At 44.7% G+C, this 18,076-nt stretch carries 16 protein-coding genes and 1 riboswitch; of the genes, 14 read left to right on the plus strand and 2 right to left on the minus strand.

Features of this window, described 5'->3' with window-relative positions:
- Window positions 1-48: 48 nt before the first annotated feature.
- The 9 genes from HQN88_RS29180 (at window position 49) to HQN88_RS29220 (ending at window position 10,147) form a co-directional block, all read left to right on the plus strand.
- Window positions 49-726, plus strand: coding sequence for a response regulator (locus HQN88_RS29180; protein WP_274319101.1), 678 nt, complete (start codon window positions 49-51; stop codon window positions 724-726).
- Window positions 719-1,834 carry a PAS domain-containing sensor histidine kinase gene (locus HQN88_RS29185; RefSeq protein WP_173119106.1) on the plus strand — a complete coding sequence of 372 codons (1,116 nt, stop codon included), beginning with the start codon at window positions 719-721 and terminating at the stop codon, window positions 1,832-1,834. Before HQN88_RS29180 ends, HQN88_RS29185 begins: the two co-directional genes overlap by 8 nt.
- Window positions 1,835-2,123: 289 nt before the next feature.
- On the plus strand, window positions 2,124-3,734 hold the full coding sequence (locus HQN88_RS29190) for an extracellular solute-binding protein (RefSeq protein ID WP_173119107.1): 1,611 nt from the start codon (window positions 2,124-2,126) through the stop codon (window positions 3,732-3,734).
- Window positions 3,735-3,885: 151 nt separating this feature from the next.
- Complete coding sequence (locus HQN88_RS29195) at window positions 3,886-4,740, plus strand: ABC transporter permease (protein ID WP_173119108.1); 855 nt, start codon at window positions 3,886-3,888, stop codon at window positions 4,738-4,740.
- An 84-nt stretch (window positions 4,741-4,824) separates the two neighbouring features.
- A complete protein-coding gene (locus HQN88_RS29200; protein ID WP_173119197.1) occupies window positions 4,825-5,622 on the plus strand; it encodes a carbohydrate ABC transporter permease in 798 nt (265 codons plus the stop codon).
- An 84-nt stretch (window positions 5,623-5,706) separates the two neighbouring features.
- Window positions 5,707-7,500: a sensor histidine kinase gene (locus tag HQN88_RS29205; protein ID WP_173119109.1), complete on the plus strand. Its 1,794-nt coding sequence runs from the start codon at window positions 5,707-5,709 to the stop codon at window positions 7,498-7,500.
- Entirely contained in the window at window positions 7,494-8,531 is a 1,038-nt protein-coding gene (locus tag HQN88_RS29210; protein WP_173119110.1) for a response regulator transcription factor, read from the plus strand. Before HQN88_RS29205 ends, HQN88_RS29210 begins: the two co-directional genes overlap by 7 nt.
- Window positions 8,532-8,696: 165 nt before the next feature.
- Window positions 8,697-8,879, plus strand: a complete 183-nt coding sequence (locus HQN88_RS29215; RefSeq protein WP_173119111.1) for a hypothetical protein — start codon at window positions 8,697-8,699, stop codon at window positions 8,877-8,879.
- The gene (locus HQN88_RS29220) at window positions 8,876-10,147 is read left to right on the plus strand and encodes a methyl-accepting chemotaxis protein (RefSeq protein WP_173119112.1); all 1,272 of its coding nucleotides are present in this window, start codon (window positions 8,876-8,878) and stop codon (window positions 10,145-10,147) included. The genes HQN88_RS29215 and HQN88_RS29220 overlap by 4 nt, the downstream gene beginning before the upstream one ends.
- A 310-nt stretch (window positions 10,148-10,457) precedes the next feature.
- Here HQN88_RS29220 and HQN88_RS29225 read toward each other — a convergent pair whose 3' ends face one another.
- Together HQN88_RS29225 and HQN88_RS29230 are read right to left on the minus strand one after the other, a co-directional pair.
- On the minus strand, window positions 10,458-11,537 hold the full coding sequence (locus HQN88_RS29225) for a stalk domain-containing protein (RefSeq protein WP_173119113.1): 1,080 nt from the start codon (window positions 11,535-11,537) through the stop codon (window positions 10,458-10,460).
- A 153-nt stretch (window positions 11,538-11,690) separates the two neighbouring features.
- On the minus strand, window positions 11,691-12,575 hold the full coding sequence (locus HQN88_RS29230) for a helix-turn-helix transcriptional regulator (protein WP_173119114.1): 885 nt from the start codon (window positions 12,573-12,575) through the stop codon (window positions 11,691-11,693).
- A gap of 152 nt (window positions 12,576-12,727) precedes the next feature.
- Here HQN88_RS29230 and bglB point away from each other — a divergent pair, with 152 nt between their 5' ends.
- The 5 genes from bglB to HQN88_RS29255 all read left to right on the plus strand — a co-directional run bounded on the left by bglB (window position 12,728) and on the right by HQN88_RS29255 (window position 18,001).
- A complete protein-coding gene (gene bglB / locus HQN88_RS29235; protein ID WP_173119115.1) occupies window positions 12,728-13,792 on the plus strand; it encodes a beta-galactosidase BglB in 1,065 nt (354 codons plus the stop codon).
- A gap of 127 nt (window positions 13,793-13,919) precedes the next feature.
- The gene (locus HQN88_RS29240) at window positions 13,920-14,801 is read left to right on the plus strand and encodes an ROK family protein (protein WP_173119116.1); all 882 of its coding nucleotides are present in this window, start codon (window positions 13,920-13,922) and stop codon (window positions 14,799-14,801) included.
- Window positions 14,802-15,211: 410 nt separating this feature from the next.
- Window positions 15,212-15,378: riboswitch (cyclic di-AMP (ydaO/yuaA leader) on the plus strand.
- Between the two features lie 114 nt (window positions 15,379-15,492).
- Window positions 15,493-16,377, plus strand: coding sequence for an ABC transporter ATP-binding protein (locus tag HQN88_RS29245; RefSeq protein ID WP_173119117.1), 885 nt, complete (start codon window positions 15,493-15,495; stop codon window positions 16,375-16,377).
- Between the two features lie 6 nt (window positions 16,378-16,383).
- A complete protein-coding gene (locus tag HQN88_RS29250; RefSeq protein WP_173119118.1) occupies window positions 16,384-17,181 on the plus strand; it encodes an ABC transporter permease subunit in 798 nt (265 codons plus the stop codon).
- Between the two features lie 25 nt (window positions 17,182-17,206).
- Window positions 17,207-18,001: an ABC transporter permease subunit gene (locus tag HQN88_RS29255; protein ID WP_173119119.1), complete on the plus strand. Its 795-nt coding sequence runs from the start codon at window positions 17,207-17,209 to the stop codon at window positions 17,999-18,001.
- The last annotated feature ends 75 nt before the right edge of the window (window positions 18,002-18,076 follow it).

Here is an 18,076-nt window from a genome sequence, read left to right on the forward strand (position 1 = left end):
CTTACGACCTGCGTGAGGTCACCCTTACAGGAACACATATATTTTGTTATGATGGGGGTAAAAGGGGGGAGTACGCTGAGAATTCTTGTAGTGGACGATCATGCTGTAGTTAGATCCGGCTTAATGATGCTGCTCCATGGTAAGCATAATATGGAAGTCATCGGGGAAGCAGCTGACGGTGAAGAGGGGATTGGGGCAGCTCAATTGCTGAAGCCGGATGTGGTCTTGATGGACCTGAACATGCCAGCTGGCATGGATGGGCTAACTGCGACGGCGGAACTGCGGCGATTAATGCCCGACTTGGCTATTCTGATATTAACGATGCATGACGATGATGAATACTTATTTAGAGCCATTCACGTTGGCGCTTCTGGATACATTTTAAAAAGTGCACCGCATGAGGAGTTATTGACAGCCATCCGCTCCGTTGCAGCGGGAAATGCCTATCTCTACCCAACGGCGACGAAGCGGCTTATGAATGAATATATCGAACAGTTGAAGCAAGGCGAGAATGTCGACACTTTCGGATCACTTTCGGAACGTGAACGGGAAGTTCTGGCTTTAATCGCCAAAGGATTCTCCAATAAGGAAATCGCAGAACAATTGATTATTAGCGTTAAAACCGTGGAATCACATAAAAGCAACGTCATGGAGAAGCTAGGCCTAAAGACAAGACCGGAGTTAGTGAAATATGCGGCGAAGAAAGGATTGTTGAACTTTGAGTAAGGATTTGAACCGGGAATACCCGGAAGTCATCGGCGAAAATGTAACTGAATTGTTAAGTCGCCTTGATGAACATATCACGGACTCGTTGTTTCAACAGGATTTAAGACAGTCGCTTAAACAATTATCCAATGTTAAATTTGCTCTCGATGAATCCTCCATCGTAGCGGTTACGGACCATAAAGGAAAAATTCAATATGTGAATGATAAATTTTGCGAAATTTCTAAGTATGCGCGAAGTGAGCTTCTCGGTCTAGACCATCGAATTATTAATTCCGGTCATCATGGAAAAGACTTTATGGCCGACTTATGGCGAACGATTTCCTCGGGGCACGTATGGCGTGGCGAGATGAAAAACAAAGCCAAAGACGGCACCTATTATTGGGTAGACACAACGATCGTGCCCTTTGTGGATAACCAAGGCGAGATCCATCAATATTTGGCGATTAGAAATGAAGTCACGCAACTTAAACGGGTGGAAGAAGAGCTTCAGCTGATGATGTCACAGGTGATGCAAATTCAAGAGGAAGAACGAAGAAAGTTTTCCCGCGAGCTGCATGATGGGATTGGACAAAGCTTATTCTCGTTGTTGATCCAGATGGATCGACTTATTGGAGAAGGGGAAACAGATCAGACGGAACTAACGCGACTTCGGCAACATGTAACTGGAATCATCGAAGAGGTACGAAGTCTGGCTTGGCAAATCCGTCCTTCCGTTTTGGATGATTTAGGCGTCATACCTGCTATCCGTACCTATATAGAAAATTTTACGGATCACCATGGCATACGGGTAGAGTTGAATAGCCATTTGCGCAGACGACTTGGCGCCCTAGAGGAAACCACTATATATCGTGTCATACAAGAAGCGCTTACGAATATTGCTAAATATGCGGGCGTGTCAGAGGCAAGTGTTGTCGTGAAAGAAACGGATGGCTTTGTCGTGGTTGGAATAGCGGATAGAGGTCAAGGCTTTGCCAGAAACAGCAGTGCCAAAGGTGTGGGCCTGTTTAGTATGGAAGAGCGAGCAAAGAGTATTGGCGGCAAAGTCACGATTGACTCTGTCGTTGGAGAAGGGACTACTGTAACGTTGATAGTTCCAATGAAGATATAAAAGGATGTGTCTCCTTGTTTGTAAAGGAGACATGTCCTTTTTTCAAATAGAAGCGTTTATATGTTTAACCTAATAAATAGCTCGAAGCGAAAATGATAGAAGCGGATTCGCACCCTTCCTTTCATTGGATTGGGGCCGTTTTTTTGGTGCTGTGAAAGAATGATGTATTTTGTATAAATACATAATTTTGACTGAAAACACATGTGAAATTATTGTAAATGCTCATATAATGAAATCTATCATGGGCCTATGATAATAAAGAAAGAAAATTTGAGAGGGGCTGCTTCAGTTGAAAGCACTTACGAGTAACTCCCGTTTCTTCCGCAAGCGGAGCGCTGTCACGCTAGTTGGCGCTTTGATGTCGGTGGTCATGATAGCTGGATGCGGCAATTCTGCCAATGAATCGACAGCGACTTCCACAACAAAAACGTCCGCTGCCGATCCTATTCATATTCTGCTGTCCCATTCTGAATTCGCCTATGCCAAGCAAGCCAAAGAAGACGATATCTATAAGAAGGAACTGAACCGGTTATCCGGTTTCAATGTGAAGTATGATTTCTTGGGACATAGCGATTATGCCCAGCAGCTGTCGCTTCGCTTTGCATCCGGCGATCTTGCTGATATGATCCGGACGGACAGCATCGTATCCACCATCCACAGCGGTGCCGTCGATCAAGGTGTATTTCTCGAACTTGGTCCCCTCATTGATAAATACGCGCCTACCCTGAAAAAGAAAATACCCGCAGAATTCTGGAAAAGTCCGCGAATTTCCAAGGACGGTAAAATTTACGGGATACCTGTTACCCGTGGCGTACCGGCGGACCGTTCCATCTTCATTCGCCAGGATTGGCTGGATAAGCTCAAGATGGACGCTCCTAAGACACTCGAGGAGTACTTAGCCTTCTTCGAAGCGGTTAAGAAAGAAGATATGAACGGGAATGGCGATCCGAATGATGAGTATGGCTTAGGGATGTTCAACAATATTATTTGGACGGATATTTTCACCCCTGCCTTCGGTGTTCATACGAACAAATGGAGTCTCAAGAACGGACAGCTCACGCCGGATATCATCGATCCTAGAATGAAGGAAGCAATCGCTTTCTATAAGCAGCTATACGATAAAGGGTATATCAATCCCAATTTGTTCGTGAAAAAAGAAGATGAGCAGAATGCTTCCATTGCCAAAGGGGAAGTTGGGGTTTGGGGTGCTGCTGTTTATCAATACTTAGCCGGTTATGGCAAGGATAACGCCCAGAAAACGTTTCTTAACCAACCAAGCGCGTCTGTCAGCATGATTGCCCCTCCGCAAGGCCCTCGCGGTGATAAAGGAATGGCGCTGCAATCCGATGAGATTTATTACGTATGGGTGATCCCGGCCAAGGCCAAAAATCCGGAGAACATCATCAAATACCTGGAGTGGGCTTACAGCTCTCCGGATGCTGATCAATTCTTCGCATATGGCATCAAAGGCCAAAATTATACGGAAGAAAACGGACAAATCAAATACGATATTAATCAACCGGTCAACGTAGAGAAGAATGCCTTCCAGATGTATCAGGTTTCGCTTAACCCTCGCGAGATCGGATTTGCAGCTCCGCTAGTGCTTAAGGCACTCCCAGAATCCGAAAAAATTGCAAAGGGATATGCTACGTCAAAAGGAAGTTTAATTCCGAACGAAGCGAAATATATGCCTCGCCTGGAATCGCTTGCGAGCCATCCAGAATTAAATATCGGAGCTGCTCAAGGCACACTATTCCTGGACATGTTCGCTAAAGTGCTTACGGGAAAAGAACCGCTAGATTCCGCGTTCGACAATTTTGTTGTTGAATGGAAAAAGCGCGGCGGAGATGCTTCCATTAAAGAAGCGACAGATTGGTATAACAAATTTAATAGTAAATAAATGGACTGAAGCTAAACGTGGGTCGGGTCAGGGTACGACTTGAACTCGTGCTGCCCGATCCACTGAATTTCTTAGCGATGAATATTAAGATAAGGGGGAGAACGCCCTGTTTGCACAGATCCGTCTCAAGGAATCCTGGGTGCTTATTCTTATGGCCATCCCCGGTTTAGCTTACTTTTTTACATTCAAGTATATTCCTCTGTTTGGCAACATCATCGCCTTTCAGAATTACAACTTATTTCAAGGTTTCTTGCATAGTAAATGGGTTGGTTTGGATCATTTTCTTACGCTGTTTCGCTATGATGATTTCTGGATTATTATGCGCAACTCATTAAAGTTAGGGCTTTACTCCCTTATATTTGGTTTCCCGGCACCATTGGTACTGGCCTTGCTGCTGAATGAATTGCGGGTAATGTGGTTGAAACGTCCGCTTCAGACGATGTTATATTTGCCGCATTTCCTTTCCTGGGTCATTGTAGGCGGTATCTTTTCCAATCTTCTTGAGACTAAAGGCTTTATGAACCAACTTTTGTCTAACATCGGTCTCGGTCCCTTTGATTTCTTGGGAAATTCGACAACGTTTCTTGGGACGATTATCTCCATCAGCATTTGGAAAGAGATCGGCTGGGGGACCATCATCTATTTGGCTGCACTAGCCGGAATCAATCCTAGTCTATATGAAGCCGCTACCGTGGATGGTGCAAGCCGATTGCGTCAAATATGGTCGATTACGCTGCCATCGTTGATGCCGGCCATCATTGTTCTGTTGCTTCTTCGAGTAGGCAATTTGCTGGATGCCAATATTGAGCAAATGCTCATGTTCCTCAACCCGCTTGTGCGAGATGTCGGTGAGGTCTTCGACACATTTATTTATAGAGTTGGCTTGTTAGACAGTCAGTACAGTTATTCCACCGCCATCGGTTTGTTTAAATCGGTCATCGGTTTCATTCTGTTGACTTTCGTGAATGCACTGAGCAAAAAAACAACAGGAGAAAGTGTTTATTAGGAGGGGATTGATCTGAGAACCGCTCGTTCCTTTCAATGGTTTTCAACTGTAAATGTCATTGTTTTGGTTGCAGCCAGTTTGAGCATGATCGCACCGATCATTCATTTGCTGGCCGTGTCGCTTAGCCTGCCCGAATACGCGAATGCCAAATTGGTAGGGCTCTGGCCTAAAGGCATGCAGCTTAATGTTTATGCATCTATATTCGCACTAGATGACATTTGGCAGGCGATGGGAGTAAGTATTTATATCACAGTCGTCGGAACGCTCGTGACGCTGCTCCTTTGCTCGCTCCTGGCTTACACGCTCACAAGGCCTATGATGCCAGGGCGGAAAATCATTATGAAACTTATTGTCGTTACGTTTGTTTTTCCTGTACCCTTGATCCCCAGTTACTTATTAGTCAAGCAGCTGGGCATGATTAATTCGCTATGGTCACTTATTATTCCCGGGGCGATGAGCGCCTTCTACGTTCTCATTATTCGGACCTTTTTCCAAGGCGTTCCCGGGGAGTTGTTTGAAGCGGCAAAAATGGACGGCTGCGGGGAAGCGCGCATTTACAGCCGCATCGTATTGCCGCTATCTATGCCGGTCCTGGCTACTATCACCTTATTTCATACCGTCAGCCAATGGAATTCCTATTTCTCCGCTACCATCTACATTCGTTCGCGGGAGTTGTATCCGCTACAGGTTCTTCTGCGTAACCTCATTGTAGACAATGGTGCCAATACCGGAATGAGCGATTTCCAGCTAAGCACGCAGTTTACGCCGGAAATGATGAAGGCGGGCATCGTGTTGGTTGCTACCTTGCCGATTCTAATCGTATATCCCCTCCTTCAGAAGCACTTTGTGAAAGGTGCTATGCTGGGTTCGCTTAAGGAATAGAAGAGGGTTCCCTGATGACGATAAATAGGCTAAGATGATACAAACATCTCAGAAGCACAGAGGGAAGAAGAAAAAGGGGAATGTATGATGCGAATCAAGACGATGACGATCAAGTTAAAGCTGGTTCTGCTCTTTTTCGGCTTCTTCTGTGTGCCTTTTTTAGTCCTCGGTAAGTTCTGGTATGATCGCTCCATGGAAACCATCGAGGATAATGCCATCAATAACAGTCAGCAGCTTATGCGTCAAATGAACTACAATCTTGATGTCTATTTTTCAGATATCAAGAAGGCGACACTCCCTCTACTTACCCAACCTCTCGTACAACAATTTGTTAAAATAAACCCTAGTCAACAATATGATTATTATGATTTAAGCTCCCGAATCCAAGCAGACCTTATACCCAATACGGTATATAATCGAGACGATATTTATGGACTGTCCATTATTTCACTGAAAGGTCCTTATTATAGCAATATCGCTTTTTCAGATCGAGTAGCCATGTACCGTAAAGAATTATCTGAGAACAACAAAGACAATTTCCGAATTCTGGGCATCAGCAAAACGGTGGATGGAACCGAGGTTATTACGGTCTTTCGAAGAATCATAGATAATGTCACATATGTAACGGCGGGATATCTGATCATTGATTTATCCTTGAACCGAACGACCAACATCATTAACCAAGCTCAGCTTGGCAAAACGGGGATCATCTCCATTGTGAACACGGATGACCGGTATCTGTATCACCCGGATTCGGATAGGAGGCAGCAGCTGCTGCCTGAGCTTTATAAGAGCCGTTTCAAAGACATGAACTCCCCTTACTTTACGAATGGATCAGGAGCGGGAAAGACAATTGTTGCGTACAATCGCTCAGCATCGACGGGCCTAACAATTGTGTCGGAAGTTCCGCTGCGCGAATTGATGGAAGATCTGATCTATTTTCGAAATCTCACACTTGGATTTGTTTTACTGCTCATTGCGCTTGCCTTTGTAACGATTCTAAGTTTCTCCCTGTCTATCACACGTGCCCTCTCACACTTAATGAATTTGATGAAAAAGGTGGAGATGGGAGACTTGAGCATACGTGCTCCGCTGCGCAAGGATGAAATCGGAAGTTTAAATAGAGGCTTTAATCTGATGTTGGAGGATTTAAATCGGTTGATCGACATGATTCATATTTCTCATCTGAAGGAAAAAGAAATGGCTATTCATCAACGGGAATCCAAGCTGCAGATGCTGCAGGCGAGAATCAATCCCCATTTTCTATATAATACACTGGGGGTTATCAATGCCTATGGCATTATCGCTAAGGTGAAACCGATAAGTCAAATGACGGTCTGGTTGTCGGATCTATTCCGCTACAGCATCGACAATCCGGAGGACACCGTTTCGCTTGCTGAAGAAATCCAGCATATGTTCAACTATATTCACATCCAGAAGGAACGCTATCAGAGTCTGGAAGTTGACGTTGATTTAGACTTTGACCGGTTGAAGGATATTCATACGCTGCGGCTCACTGTGCAGCCGATTGTTGAGAATGCTTTTATTCACGGCTACGAGAATTATTTGATAAAGCCCGAGTATATTGGTCTCCGAGCCAGTTTCGATGATTCTGGGGTCAAACTTCTGATTATTGACAGAGGCAAGGGGATGCCGCCGGAGCTCGTGGAGACGTATAACCATGCTTTCTCCTTTATGACGGAGGAACAAATGCTGCAGGAGAGTGCGCCATTCGGAGGAATTGGCATGTGGAATGTCCACAGTAGGCTGAGACTTGAGTTTGGCGAACCGTACGGGCTTTCCATTGTGAGTTCAGCAAGCAGCGGAACGGTTGTTGAGATTAGAATGCCTTATCGGAAGGAGCAATCTGTATGCTGACAGTCGTTGTTGCTGAAGATGAACCTATAGTCAGAATGGGGCTAGTTGCTCTCTTGGAGTCAGAAGCAGAGGGCATCAAGGTAGTGGGGGAAGCCGAGGATGGGCTGCAGGCTATGGAATTGGCAAGGCAGCATTTGCCGGACATCATTATTACGGATATTCGTATGCCGCTGATGGACGGATTGACCTTTATGTCGGCCCTTAGGCAGGAGGGCATCGCCTCTTCGGTCATCGTAGTTTCCGGTTATGGGGAGTTTGAATACGCACAGCAAGCAATGCGCGCTGGTGCAGCCGACTACTTATTGAAACCAGTCAACGAAGATAACTTGCTGCCGACGTTAAATGCCTTGCGGGAGAAGATACAGCTGGAGAAAGCGCGCATTGTTCATGATAGCAAAGAACAGTTATGGTCGTTCAAAACGAGTGCAAAGCAACTGGCTAATCATCTATGGAATCTCCGTGAGCTGGAAGTAGAGAAAGAGCTGAACTTTTTGCAGCATGAGCTTATGGCGTACAGTCTCTCTACCTATGATATGGAGAGAAAGCTTACAGGTTATATCGCATTACTAGAGGACGAATTTCGATCGATTGCAGGAAAAGAGTTACCGTTCGCACGAGGTACAGACAAGATCACTCTTGCTACATTCACGGCCTATTTATATGATTCCATGAAAATGATTAGAGGTATAAGGAATTGGGGATATGGCAAAGTCATTCAATCGGCAATAGCCTATGTGGAAAAGCATTTCGGTGACCCTGATCTGACGTTAACGAAAATTGCTCAGGAGCTTGAGGTGAAGCCGCCGAATTTTAGTTATATGTTCAAAACAGAGCTCGGTGTTCCGTTCAGCCAATATTTGATCAGACTTAGAATGGATAAAGCGGCAGAACTGCTCTTTGAATCGGCTAATAAAGTTTATGAAGTAAGTGCTGCTGTTGGCTTTCCGGATTATGTTCATTTCTCCAAAATGTTTAAGCGTCATATGGGATTCACACCTACGGAATATCGGCAGAGGAAAATGAAGACTTAGAAAAATTAAGAATGGTTAATCTATATAAAGGGCAGTCTCGATGAATGGTTTCGGGCTGCCTTTTTTCGCTTTTTCCTGGTTCTAGGATAGGTCTGTGATTTATGTCACAGAGAACATGTGGAAAAAGGAGTACATTTGACATATAGGATAAGGAGTTGAAGATAAATGATCACTTGCGAACAATGCGGTAAGACGAATGGATCAAGAAAGCTAGGCAATAGTTGGATTTGTGGGGACTGCAAGATAGGTGATGTCAAAACAACCCTTATGAACAAAGCGGGCAAAGTTACGATGGTAATTGAGAAGATAGTGGGCTACGAAGACGAAGACGAAGGTGCTCATTCATGAAGCTGAGTTTAGTTAAAAAAATTGTAATTGGTATTGTTATGCTATCGATCGTCACATATGGCTGCAGCGCACTATTTATTTTCTATTTGAAAGATATAATTGCTCCTAGTATGGCCGATTGGCTATATCTCTCTATTATTATGCTGCTCGGCATTTTTTGGACAGGTTTATTGGGATGGTTTGGCGCCACCTGGTTTACAAAACCACTTCTCCGATTGACGGATGCTGCAAACGAAGCTGCTACCGGCAACTTACAAGTGGATATTCCATTTTATCATTCGAATGACGAAATTCGCTTGCTTAGTGTATCTTTTGAGAAAATGATTGGGAATTTGCGGCAAATGATTACGGATATATCGGCGAGTGTTTCGTTTACGGACAGCCATGCAGGCGTATTACGGAATGGTATGGAGCAGGCAGCACAACAGATCGAACTCACTGCCGGCGCTGTAGAAATGATATCGAACGGTGCGTCGGAGCAAGCAACATCTACACAAGGAACGTTAACGGCGGTCGTGCAAATTAAACAAGCTGCGGACGAAATCGGGACCAAAGCAGGCGATTCGCAGACCATTTCGCGAGAAACGTTGAAAACCATTCGGGAGAGCGAGGTTATTGTGCGTTCTCTCGTGCAAGGTCTACTGAATTTGGCTAATTCCAATCTGGAATCCATTGCCGTCGTCAGGCAGTTACACGATAATGCAAAGGAAATTGGACATATAACGCGAGTAGTTGGTGATATTGCCGAGCAAACGCACTTGCTTGCCTTAAATGCTTCCATTGAAGCAGCAAGAGCTGGAGAGCATGGGGCAGGTTTCATGGTCGTGGCTGGGGAGATTCGCAAACTGGCTGAGCAAAGCGCCAAGGCAGTGAAGGATATCAACCAGTTAACCACACGAATTGAATTGGATGTAGCAGGAGTTGTTGAGAAAATAACCGCTCAAGAACAACTCGCAAGCCGTGAAGTTGGCAAGGGTGAGGAAGGAAAGAAGGCACTGAATCAAATCAATAGGGCCGTCTTGGAAACAGCACAAACGATTGAAAACATTGTAGGTTGTGTAACGGATCAGATACAGAAGATTGGAAGTGCCTTAATCAAAACGAACGAAGTGGCGGAGATTGCAACTCAGATTTCAAAAGAGACGAAACATGTCTCATTGTCTGTACAAGAACAAATGGCAGTGATGGAGGAACTATCTGCATCTTCGGAAATGTTGCGATGCCAGGCGGATCAACTGAAATCCAAAATTAATATTTTCCAAATATAAGGGATTATTCATCCTAATTTGCTGCTAATTTGCTGAAACGGACTCGAAAGGGATCGTAGATGCCTTATTTGGCTGAAATCGGATGAAATGAGACCCAAGGGGAACGTAAAGGCACTATGGAGTCAATTTTCGTGAGTTATGACGTTTTTCTAAGAAATAAGATACTGTAGTTCCTCTTAGATGACGATTTCACCTATTTTGCCGCAAATAGAGTATCCTCGTTCCCTCATCCTTGAAGGACTGCCAAAAATCATATGAAAAAGCCATGAAATCCAACCTAGGTTGAAGTTCATGGTTTTTTAGTAATTGTTTATTTTCTAATATTGAAGCCGATAAAAGCTTTGGTGTTGAAATCGAACACAACGGTCAACGGTCCAAGCAACTCATCTTGGTCTGTATTGTAAGTAACGGTCAGGACATTGCCTTTCGCAGCTTGAACGTCTGCTAGCAATTTCTTCTGCTCGTCTGTGGAAGGCAATACGCCTACTTCGTTAGAAGAAACGATTTGAACGATTGCTTCATCTTGCTTCGTCGTAATATGGGATGCTTGCTCTTTCACTTGCGCCCATGCCAAGTTACGGTATTCCTGTGCTGCCTCTGGGGACATTTTCGGCGTACCGATTACAGGTGATTGAACAACGAGAAGGAACACAGGACTTTGTGGAGGCAGGCTTTTCGTCTCAATTGGACCGTAGTAAGCTGTCACTTTCGTGCCTGCTTTCAGGTCTTCCCATTTCACGGATTCACCTTGCGACGTCATGACGCGAGTTTCTTTACCGCCGTTAAGTACCAAATTGTCTAATTGAACTTGCCAGCCATCATCGGTATGTTTCACTTCTTTGATTGTATCTTCTTTAACTAAGCGGTCCGCGTGAACGTTGATGTTTACAGCATGCGCTTGGCCCGGATAGCTCATCGCCATAGCAGGTCCGAATCCAGCGTCAATTTCAGTGCCGGCTTTCAGATCAGCTGCTGTTAGTGTTTTGCCGTCAAGACTCTTGATGACAGTCGATTTATCTACGTTTAAGATGACCCATGTGCTGCCGAGCAGCTCGATGCGGGTATTGCCGTCATCCTTCGTCTGTACGCTTACGATTGATCCGGTTGCACGCATGAGGTCAGCAACTTCTGCTTCGTCCAGCTCGATCTCTTTGTTCGCTTCATCGTAATTTACCGTGTACCCAAGTTGAGTCGCAGCGTCACGTACGGGCAGGTATGCTTTGCCATCAATATAGACAGGCGTTAGCTTGCTGTCTTGTCCGTTCACTACAATCTTTACGTCCTTTTGTAAGTAACCTGTAACCTTTTCTACGAAATCCTCAGCCCCGACTGCAGCTGTTGTGCCAAGTATCCCAACCAAACTTAATATGACAGTTATTTTTTTCTTCATCTGATAAATCTCCTTCCGATATTTGAAATGTAGCGTCAATCATGTTGACAAACCATCAGACGGAGGTTGGTACGAATAGGTTGCAGTTGTCCAAAAAATTGTTGCTGTAAGGTTTATATTAGGGAGCTGGAAGGCAGTACATCACCATTGTTTTTACTTCGCTCCATGCAGGAATTTGCTAACGGAAGCTTGCTTGGCGTATTTGCCCGGCGGCATGCCGACCAGCGTGCGAAAGGTGCGGATAAAGTGGGAGTAGTCGTTAAATCCGCACGCATAGCATGCCTGAGTGGTAGATATATCCCCCTTCTCGAGGAGCTCCTTGGCTTTGATAATACGCAACTGCACCACATATTGATGGAAGGAGAGCCCTGTCACATCACGGAATAATTCGTTAAGCCGATGGCGGTTGATATAAAAATGCTCGGTGATCATGTCTGTCGTGATGACTTCTGCGTAATGGGTGTCTATGTAAGTCATAATTGGCGTGATCAGTGGGGATGTGGCATTTGAAATTCCACTTTTTTCTGGCCCGGTATGTTCGTCTCGTGTCATTGCTTCCAGTTGAATTAGAATGTGGGCTACATGCAATTTAACTTTCACATCGGCGGCAAAGTCGGTTTGTTCCTGCAAGAACTTCAACTCATGGAACAAATCAACCAGTTTATCAGCATCGCTGCTGCACAAACGAATTCGATAGAGATTGGAGGCGCTTCTACGAGCAAAGCACGTCAGTAGATTAGTGCTGGCAGTATTCATAACACTCATATAAAAGGGGTTGAAATAAAGAATATAGCGTTCGAAATGTTCCCTGTCATGAATAATGGAGCGGTGCATGTCGCTGGTGGTGAGTAAAAGTAGATCGTTTGGAGCCAGCAGGTATTGCTGATCTCCCACCCAGAACTCCGCTCCTTCCGTTACGGCGAGATAGATCTCATAAACATTATGAAAGTGATAATAGTCCATATGCCAGTCGGCTCCGAAGTTATGCTCTAACCGCACATTCTCGGTATAGGCGTTTTTAACCTTTTTATATACCATCGTATCGGTCCCTGCTCCTTGTAAGTCCGCATCTTAGTTACCTTGTTTAAGAATATCACAAAAATGCATGTAATCCGTCCAATAATGCAAGAATGGCGATTCTTTCTTTTCTTATAATGGGCTTGAAAGATCAGAAGGAAGGATGATTTCATATGGATAAAGCCGCCGTTAGCGCGCTAATTAACAAAGTAGCCTACAGGATGAAGCACTTGGGCAACGAAACAGGACTTGTGGAGGAATGCCCGATCAGTATTATCGCGATGGATACGTGGGAATGGGCCCAAGGCGTAGGTTTGTATGGCCTGTACAAGTACTACCGGGAAACAGGGGATGCCGATGTACGGGATTTCCTTGTGGCGTGGTTTGAGCATAATATTAGCAGGGGATTGCCGGAAAAGAATGTGAATACGCTCTGTCCCATGTTGACATTAAGCTTTCTTGCCGAGGAAACAGGCCGTGAAGACTTCTTGGACCTTTGCCGGGAGTGGGCGAAATGGATCATGGAGGAGATGCCTCGCACAGAGGAAAATGGGTTGCAACACATCGTTTCCGGGAACGTCAACGAAGGTCAACTGTGGGATGATACCTTGTTCATGACGGTGCTCTTCTTAGCTAGAGCAGGCAAGCTATTTGGACGAGAGGACTATTTGGCAGAATCGGTACGGCAATTCCTCGTTCATATCAAATATTTAACAGACCGCAAAACCGGACTCTGGTATCACGGCTGGAGCTTTGAGGGTCGTCACCATTTTGCTGAAGCGCTCTGGGCTCGGGGAAATTGCTGGTATACAGCGGGTGTAGTGGATTATCTGGATATTGTAGACGACCTTGATCCGGGTGTGGAACGCTTCCTTTTAGATGCCTTGCAAGCGCAGGTGGCTGCACTAGAAAAGCTGCAGCACCAAGACGGCATGTGGCACACCCTGCTGGATGATCCCTCATCGTATGTGGAAACATCTGCGACGGCAGGTTTCTCCTATGGGATTCTAAAGGCCGTGCGTTTGGGCTATCTGGACGCTCGTTACCTCCATATGGGGCGCAAAGCTGCCGAAGCGGTAATCTCTCAAATTTCCGAAGATGGAACCGTACAAGGTGTATCTTATGGAACAGGAATGGGAGAGACCCTGGACGCATACCGCAGGATTGAAATTTGTCCCATGACCTACGGTCAAGCGCTGCCAATCCTGATGCTGACAGAGGTCATGAGGCTTTCATAAGTTTCATAGTTGAATTCGCAGGAAACGGAGCCAATGGGAGTGAGACAGTTGGAAAATTCGACTATCTCTAGGCGAAACGGTTGTGATAAAATCGACTTCATAGAAACTTTCTAGGAGGAATGACATCGTGCGTTATGGAGCCATCGAAGCAGGGGGAACCAAGTTCGTTTGTGGTATCGGAAATGAAGAAGGTATCATTGAAGATCGGATTAGTTTTCCAACGGAACATCCCGAGCAGACATTGCAGAAGGTAATCGATTATTTTACTGATAAAAATGTGGCAGCGATTGGCATCGGATCATTTGGGCCTATAAATGTCGATCCAACCAGCTCATCTTATGGCTATATCACAACGACGCCTAAGCCAGGGTGGGCCAACTATGATGTATTGGGGAAATTGAGAGAATCCTTCGATGTCCCTTACGGATGGGACACGGATGTCAACGCCGCCGCTTTCGGGGAAGCCAAGTGGGGAGCTGCTCAAGGTCTTGATAGTTGTGTTTACTATACGGTCGGCACTGGAATTGGCGTTGGTGTGTATATGGAGGGCCGCTTAGTTCATGGCCTTGTTCATCCTGAAGGTGGTCATGTGATGATCAGACCCCATTCGGGGGATAGCTTTCAGGGGACATGCCCCTATCATGGTGATTGCTTAGAGGGAATGGCCGCGGGTCCAGCCATCGAACAGCGTTGGGGAGTGAAAGGCAGTGAGTTGCCCGTCGACCACCCAGCTTGGGATTTGGAAGCTTACTACTTAGCACAATCCATTAGTTCCACGATATTAATGATGTCGCCGAAGAAGATTATTCTAGGTGGCGGCGTGATGCAGCAAGCACATTTATTTCCATTGATTCATGCTCATGTTCAAAAAATCTTAAATGGTTACATCCGAACTGAATCCTTATTGGAGAATATTCATACGTACATTGTGCCTCCTGGTTTAGGAACGAATTCAGGTTTGAGAGGATCTCTTGCTCTTGGCGTAGAGGCCAAACGCAATCAGCAGTAGAGTGTGGCGTGTTCTCTAGCGATCCTCCAAGCTTGTTTTCACCGAAGTTTGATGCCCTTTTGGTACTAGGGAAACAACCTTCCCAGTATTGTCCAGATTTCATAGCGATGTGAATTTGGATCTAGAAGATAGTGGGCTCTGTTACACATCAGGAACCCTTCAAATTATTGAAGGGTTCTTCGATTTTTCATGAGTCTAATTGATGTAATTATCTGAGATCGCGACGCCACAGGACTGTATTTTCTAAAGAGTACTAATAGGTAGCAAAGTATGGGATAATCAACGTCACCCCTAAATGTATACGCTTTCATCAACTGTTAAAGTCAAATCTGCATTAATTAAAGGCGAATTTACGTTTTACATTCGTTGGAGAACGGCGTAAGATTCATTACGACAAGTTGATTTTTTGTGAAAAGAAACCACTTAATTCCCAGTAGGGGAAACGGGGGAACCAATCGAAGCCGTTCAAGCAATACTTGGCTTCATGGGGTGAATCCTAATGCTCGCCAGCATTAGGTAGGACGCTCTCAAGTCCGAATCCGACAGCTAACCTCGTAGGTGCATTGAGAGAGAACCGCACACTCGCCTTCTTATGTGAAGAAGCCCGAGCGTAGAGATTCTCTATGCTTAGGGCTTTTTTTGCTTGTCTTTCGTCTAAAAAATTACATATATACCATAAGGAGGATGCGCGATGCATGCCATTGAAATCAACAATCTGACCAAAACCTATGGGAACGCAAGAGGGATTACCGATGTTAGTTTTACAATCGAAGAAGGGGAAATCTTTGGGTTTATTGGACCGAATGGGGCTGGGAAATCAACAACGATTCGAACGCTGCTATCTCTGATTTTTCCAACAAGCGGCAGCGCCAAAATTTTTGGGAAGGATTGCATCCAGTTTGCGCCAGAAATTAAGAAAGAGATCGGCTATTTACCGTCAGAGGTATTCTATTATGACAACATGAAGGTGATCGACCTTCTCAAGTATTCGGCTAGCTTTTACAAGAAAGATTGTACCAAAAGAATCAAAGAGCTTGCTGAAATCATGGATTTGGATGTTACGAAGAAAATTGATGATCTGTCCCTGGGGAATAAAAAGAAGGTGGGCATCGTTCAAGGTCTGCTGCATGATCCTAAGCTTATAATTCTGGATGAACCGACAAGTGGACTCGATCCGCTCATGCAGCAGAAATTTTTCGAATTGCTCGAACAACAGAACAAAAGGGGAGCTACGATTCTTTTTTCCTCTCATATATTGAGTGAAGTACAGAGACTTTGTGATCGAGTCGCGATTATTAAGGAAGGTAGAATTGTAACCGTTGAGAAGATTAGCACGTTAAAAGAAAACAATTTTAAGCGATTTAAAATTGACACTGCCGAAGCGCTCGACCCTAATTTCTTCAGGATGACAGGAGTCAACAACATTGATGTCCAAGGCCAGATAACCAGCTTTTTATTTAAAGGGAACATCAATCAAGTTATGCAAAAAATTGCCCAAATTGAAATCGATAATCTATGGATCGAAGAGCCTGATTTAGAGGAGATCTTTATGCACTACTATGAGAAGGAGGCTTAAAGCGGAATGAATATTTTCCTTCATGAATTGCGAGCTTATCGAAAATCCACGATCACGTGGACGTGCTCCCTAATTGCGGTCATCGTCTTATTCTTATCCCTTTTCCCTTCGGTTTCTAAGGATTTTGCTGAGTTCTCTAAGGTATTAGAAGGGTATCCCGAAGGTGTTAGGAAAGCGCTTGGTATTCAAATCGAAACGTTCGGTACGCTACTCGGATTCTATGTGTATATCTTTATGTACATTACACTTTGCGGAGCCATTCAAGCCATGGTGTTGGGAACGTCCATACTCTCGAAGGAAGTTCGTGAGAAAACAGCAGACTTTCTGCTTACGAAGCCCGTAACGCGGACGAAAATTGTGACTTCCAAGTTATTAGCGGCTGTTGCTTCCTTAGTGATCACGTGTATCATTTATATGGGGGCAGCCTATCTAATGGCGCTTCAAGTCAAAACGGTCGATTTCGATGTGAGCACTTTTCTATTGATCTCATTCACGCTTCTGTTCATCCAGCTCATGTTTCTTGCTATTGGATTCATCATTTCCGTCGTGTTTTCTAAAATCAAAGCGGTCTTATCCATTAGTTTGGGTACGGTGTTTGCTTTTTTCGTTATCGGAATGATCGTTGCCGTAGATGGGGAGGGGGCTAAGCGGTATTTCTCGCCATTCAAATACTTTAGCGGGACGTACATGCTTACACATGCGAGTTATGAAGTCCCCTATGTCATTGCAGCTATCGTGATTATTGTCGTGTCGATTGTGGCGAGCTATTTCATTTACACGAAGAAAGACGTTCATGCCGTATAAAGCGGGTGAGAGGAGGGAATAGTCATTGAATATTTTTTGGCGAGAACTGAAAACGTATCGGAAATCGATGATTTTTTGGAGTCTAGGGCTCATTTTTCTAATTGCAAGTGGCATGAACAAGTATCAAGCAACGGCAGCGAACGGACAGATTAATGATCTTATGGCAGAAATGCCGAAATCCCTCCAAGTGATCATGGGTGGTGGCGCGTTAGATTTATCGAAGGCTAGCGGTTATTTTGGCATCCTAGTCCTATATTTCTTGTTGATGGCAACGATTCACGCGGCGATGCTGGGCGCCAATATCATCGCGAAGGAAGAGCGGGATAAGACGGCAGAATTTCTATTCGTGAAGCCATTGTCTAGAAATCAAATTATAACCTGGAAGCTGCTAAGTGCTATCGTAAACATTGTTATTTTTAACCTCGTCTCATGGATTTCGAGTATCTTGATTGTTGGCGCTTATAGCAAAGGTGAGGCGGTCAACGGTGATATCGCCATCGTCATGCTGGGGATGTTTATTTTGCAGATGCTCTTTCTAGCCATTGGAACATCGATTGCGGCTGTTTATCGAAATGCCAAAAAAGCCGCCTCATTGGCCACAGGCATCATGCTCATCACTTTTATCTTATCCATTGCTATTGATTTCAACGATAAATTGGCATTCTTGAAATATGTAACCCCGTTTAAATTTTATGAGGCGAAGAATATCATGTATGGCGGTGGATTCGATGCCGCTTATGTTAGTATTTCCATCGTCGTCATTGTCGGCCTAACGGTTGTCACGTATGTATCCTTTAATAAACGAGATTTGCACGCATAGAGACAAGAAAGACCTTTTACCCAATCCATAGCTGGATGCGGACAAAAGGTCTTTTCTCATTTAATGGGATTAATA

The organism is Paenibacillus qinlingensis, assembly GCF_013204845.1.
Taxonomy (GTDB): Bacteria; Bacillota; Bacilli; order Paenibacillales; family NBRC-103111; genus Paenibacillus_E; species Paenibacillus_E qinlingensis.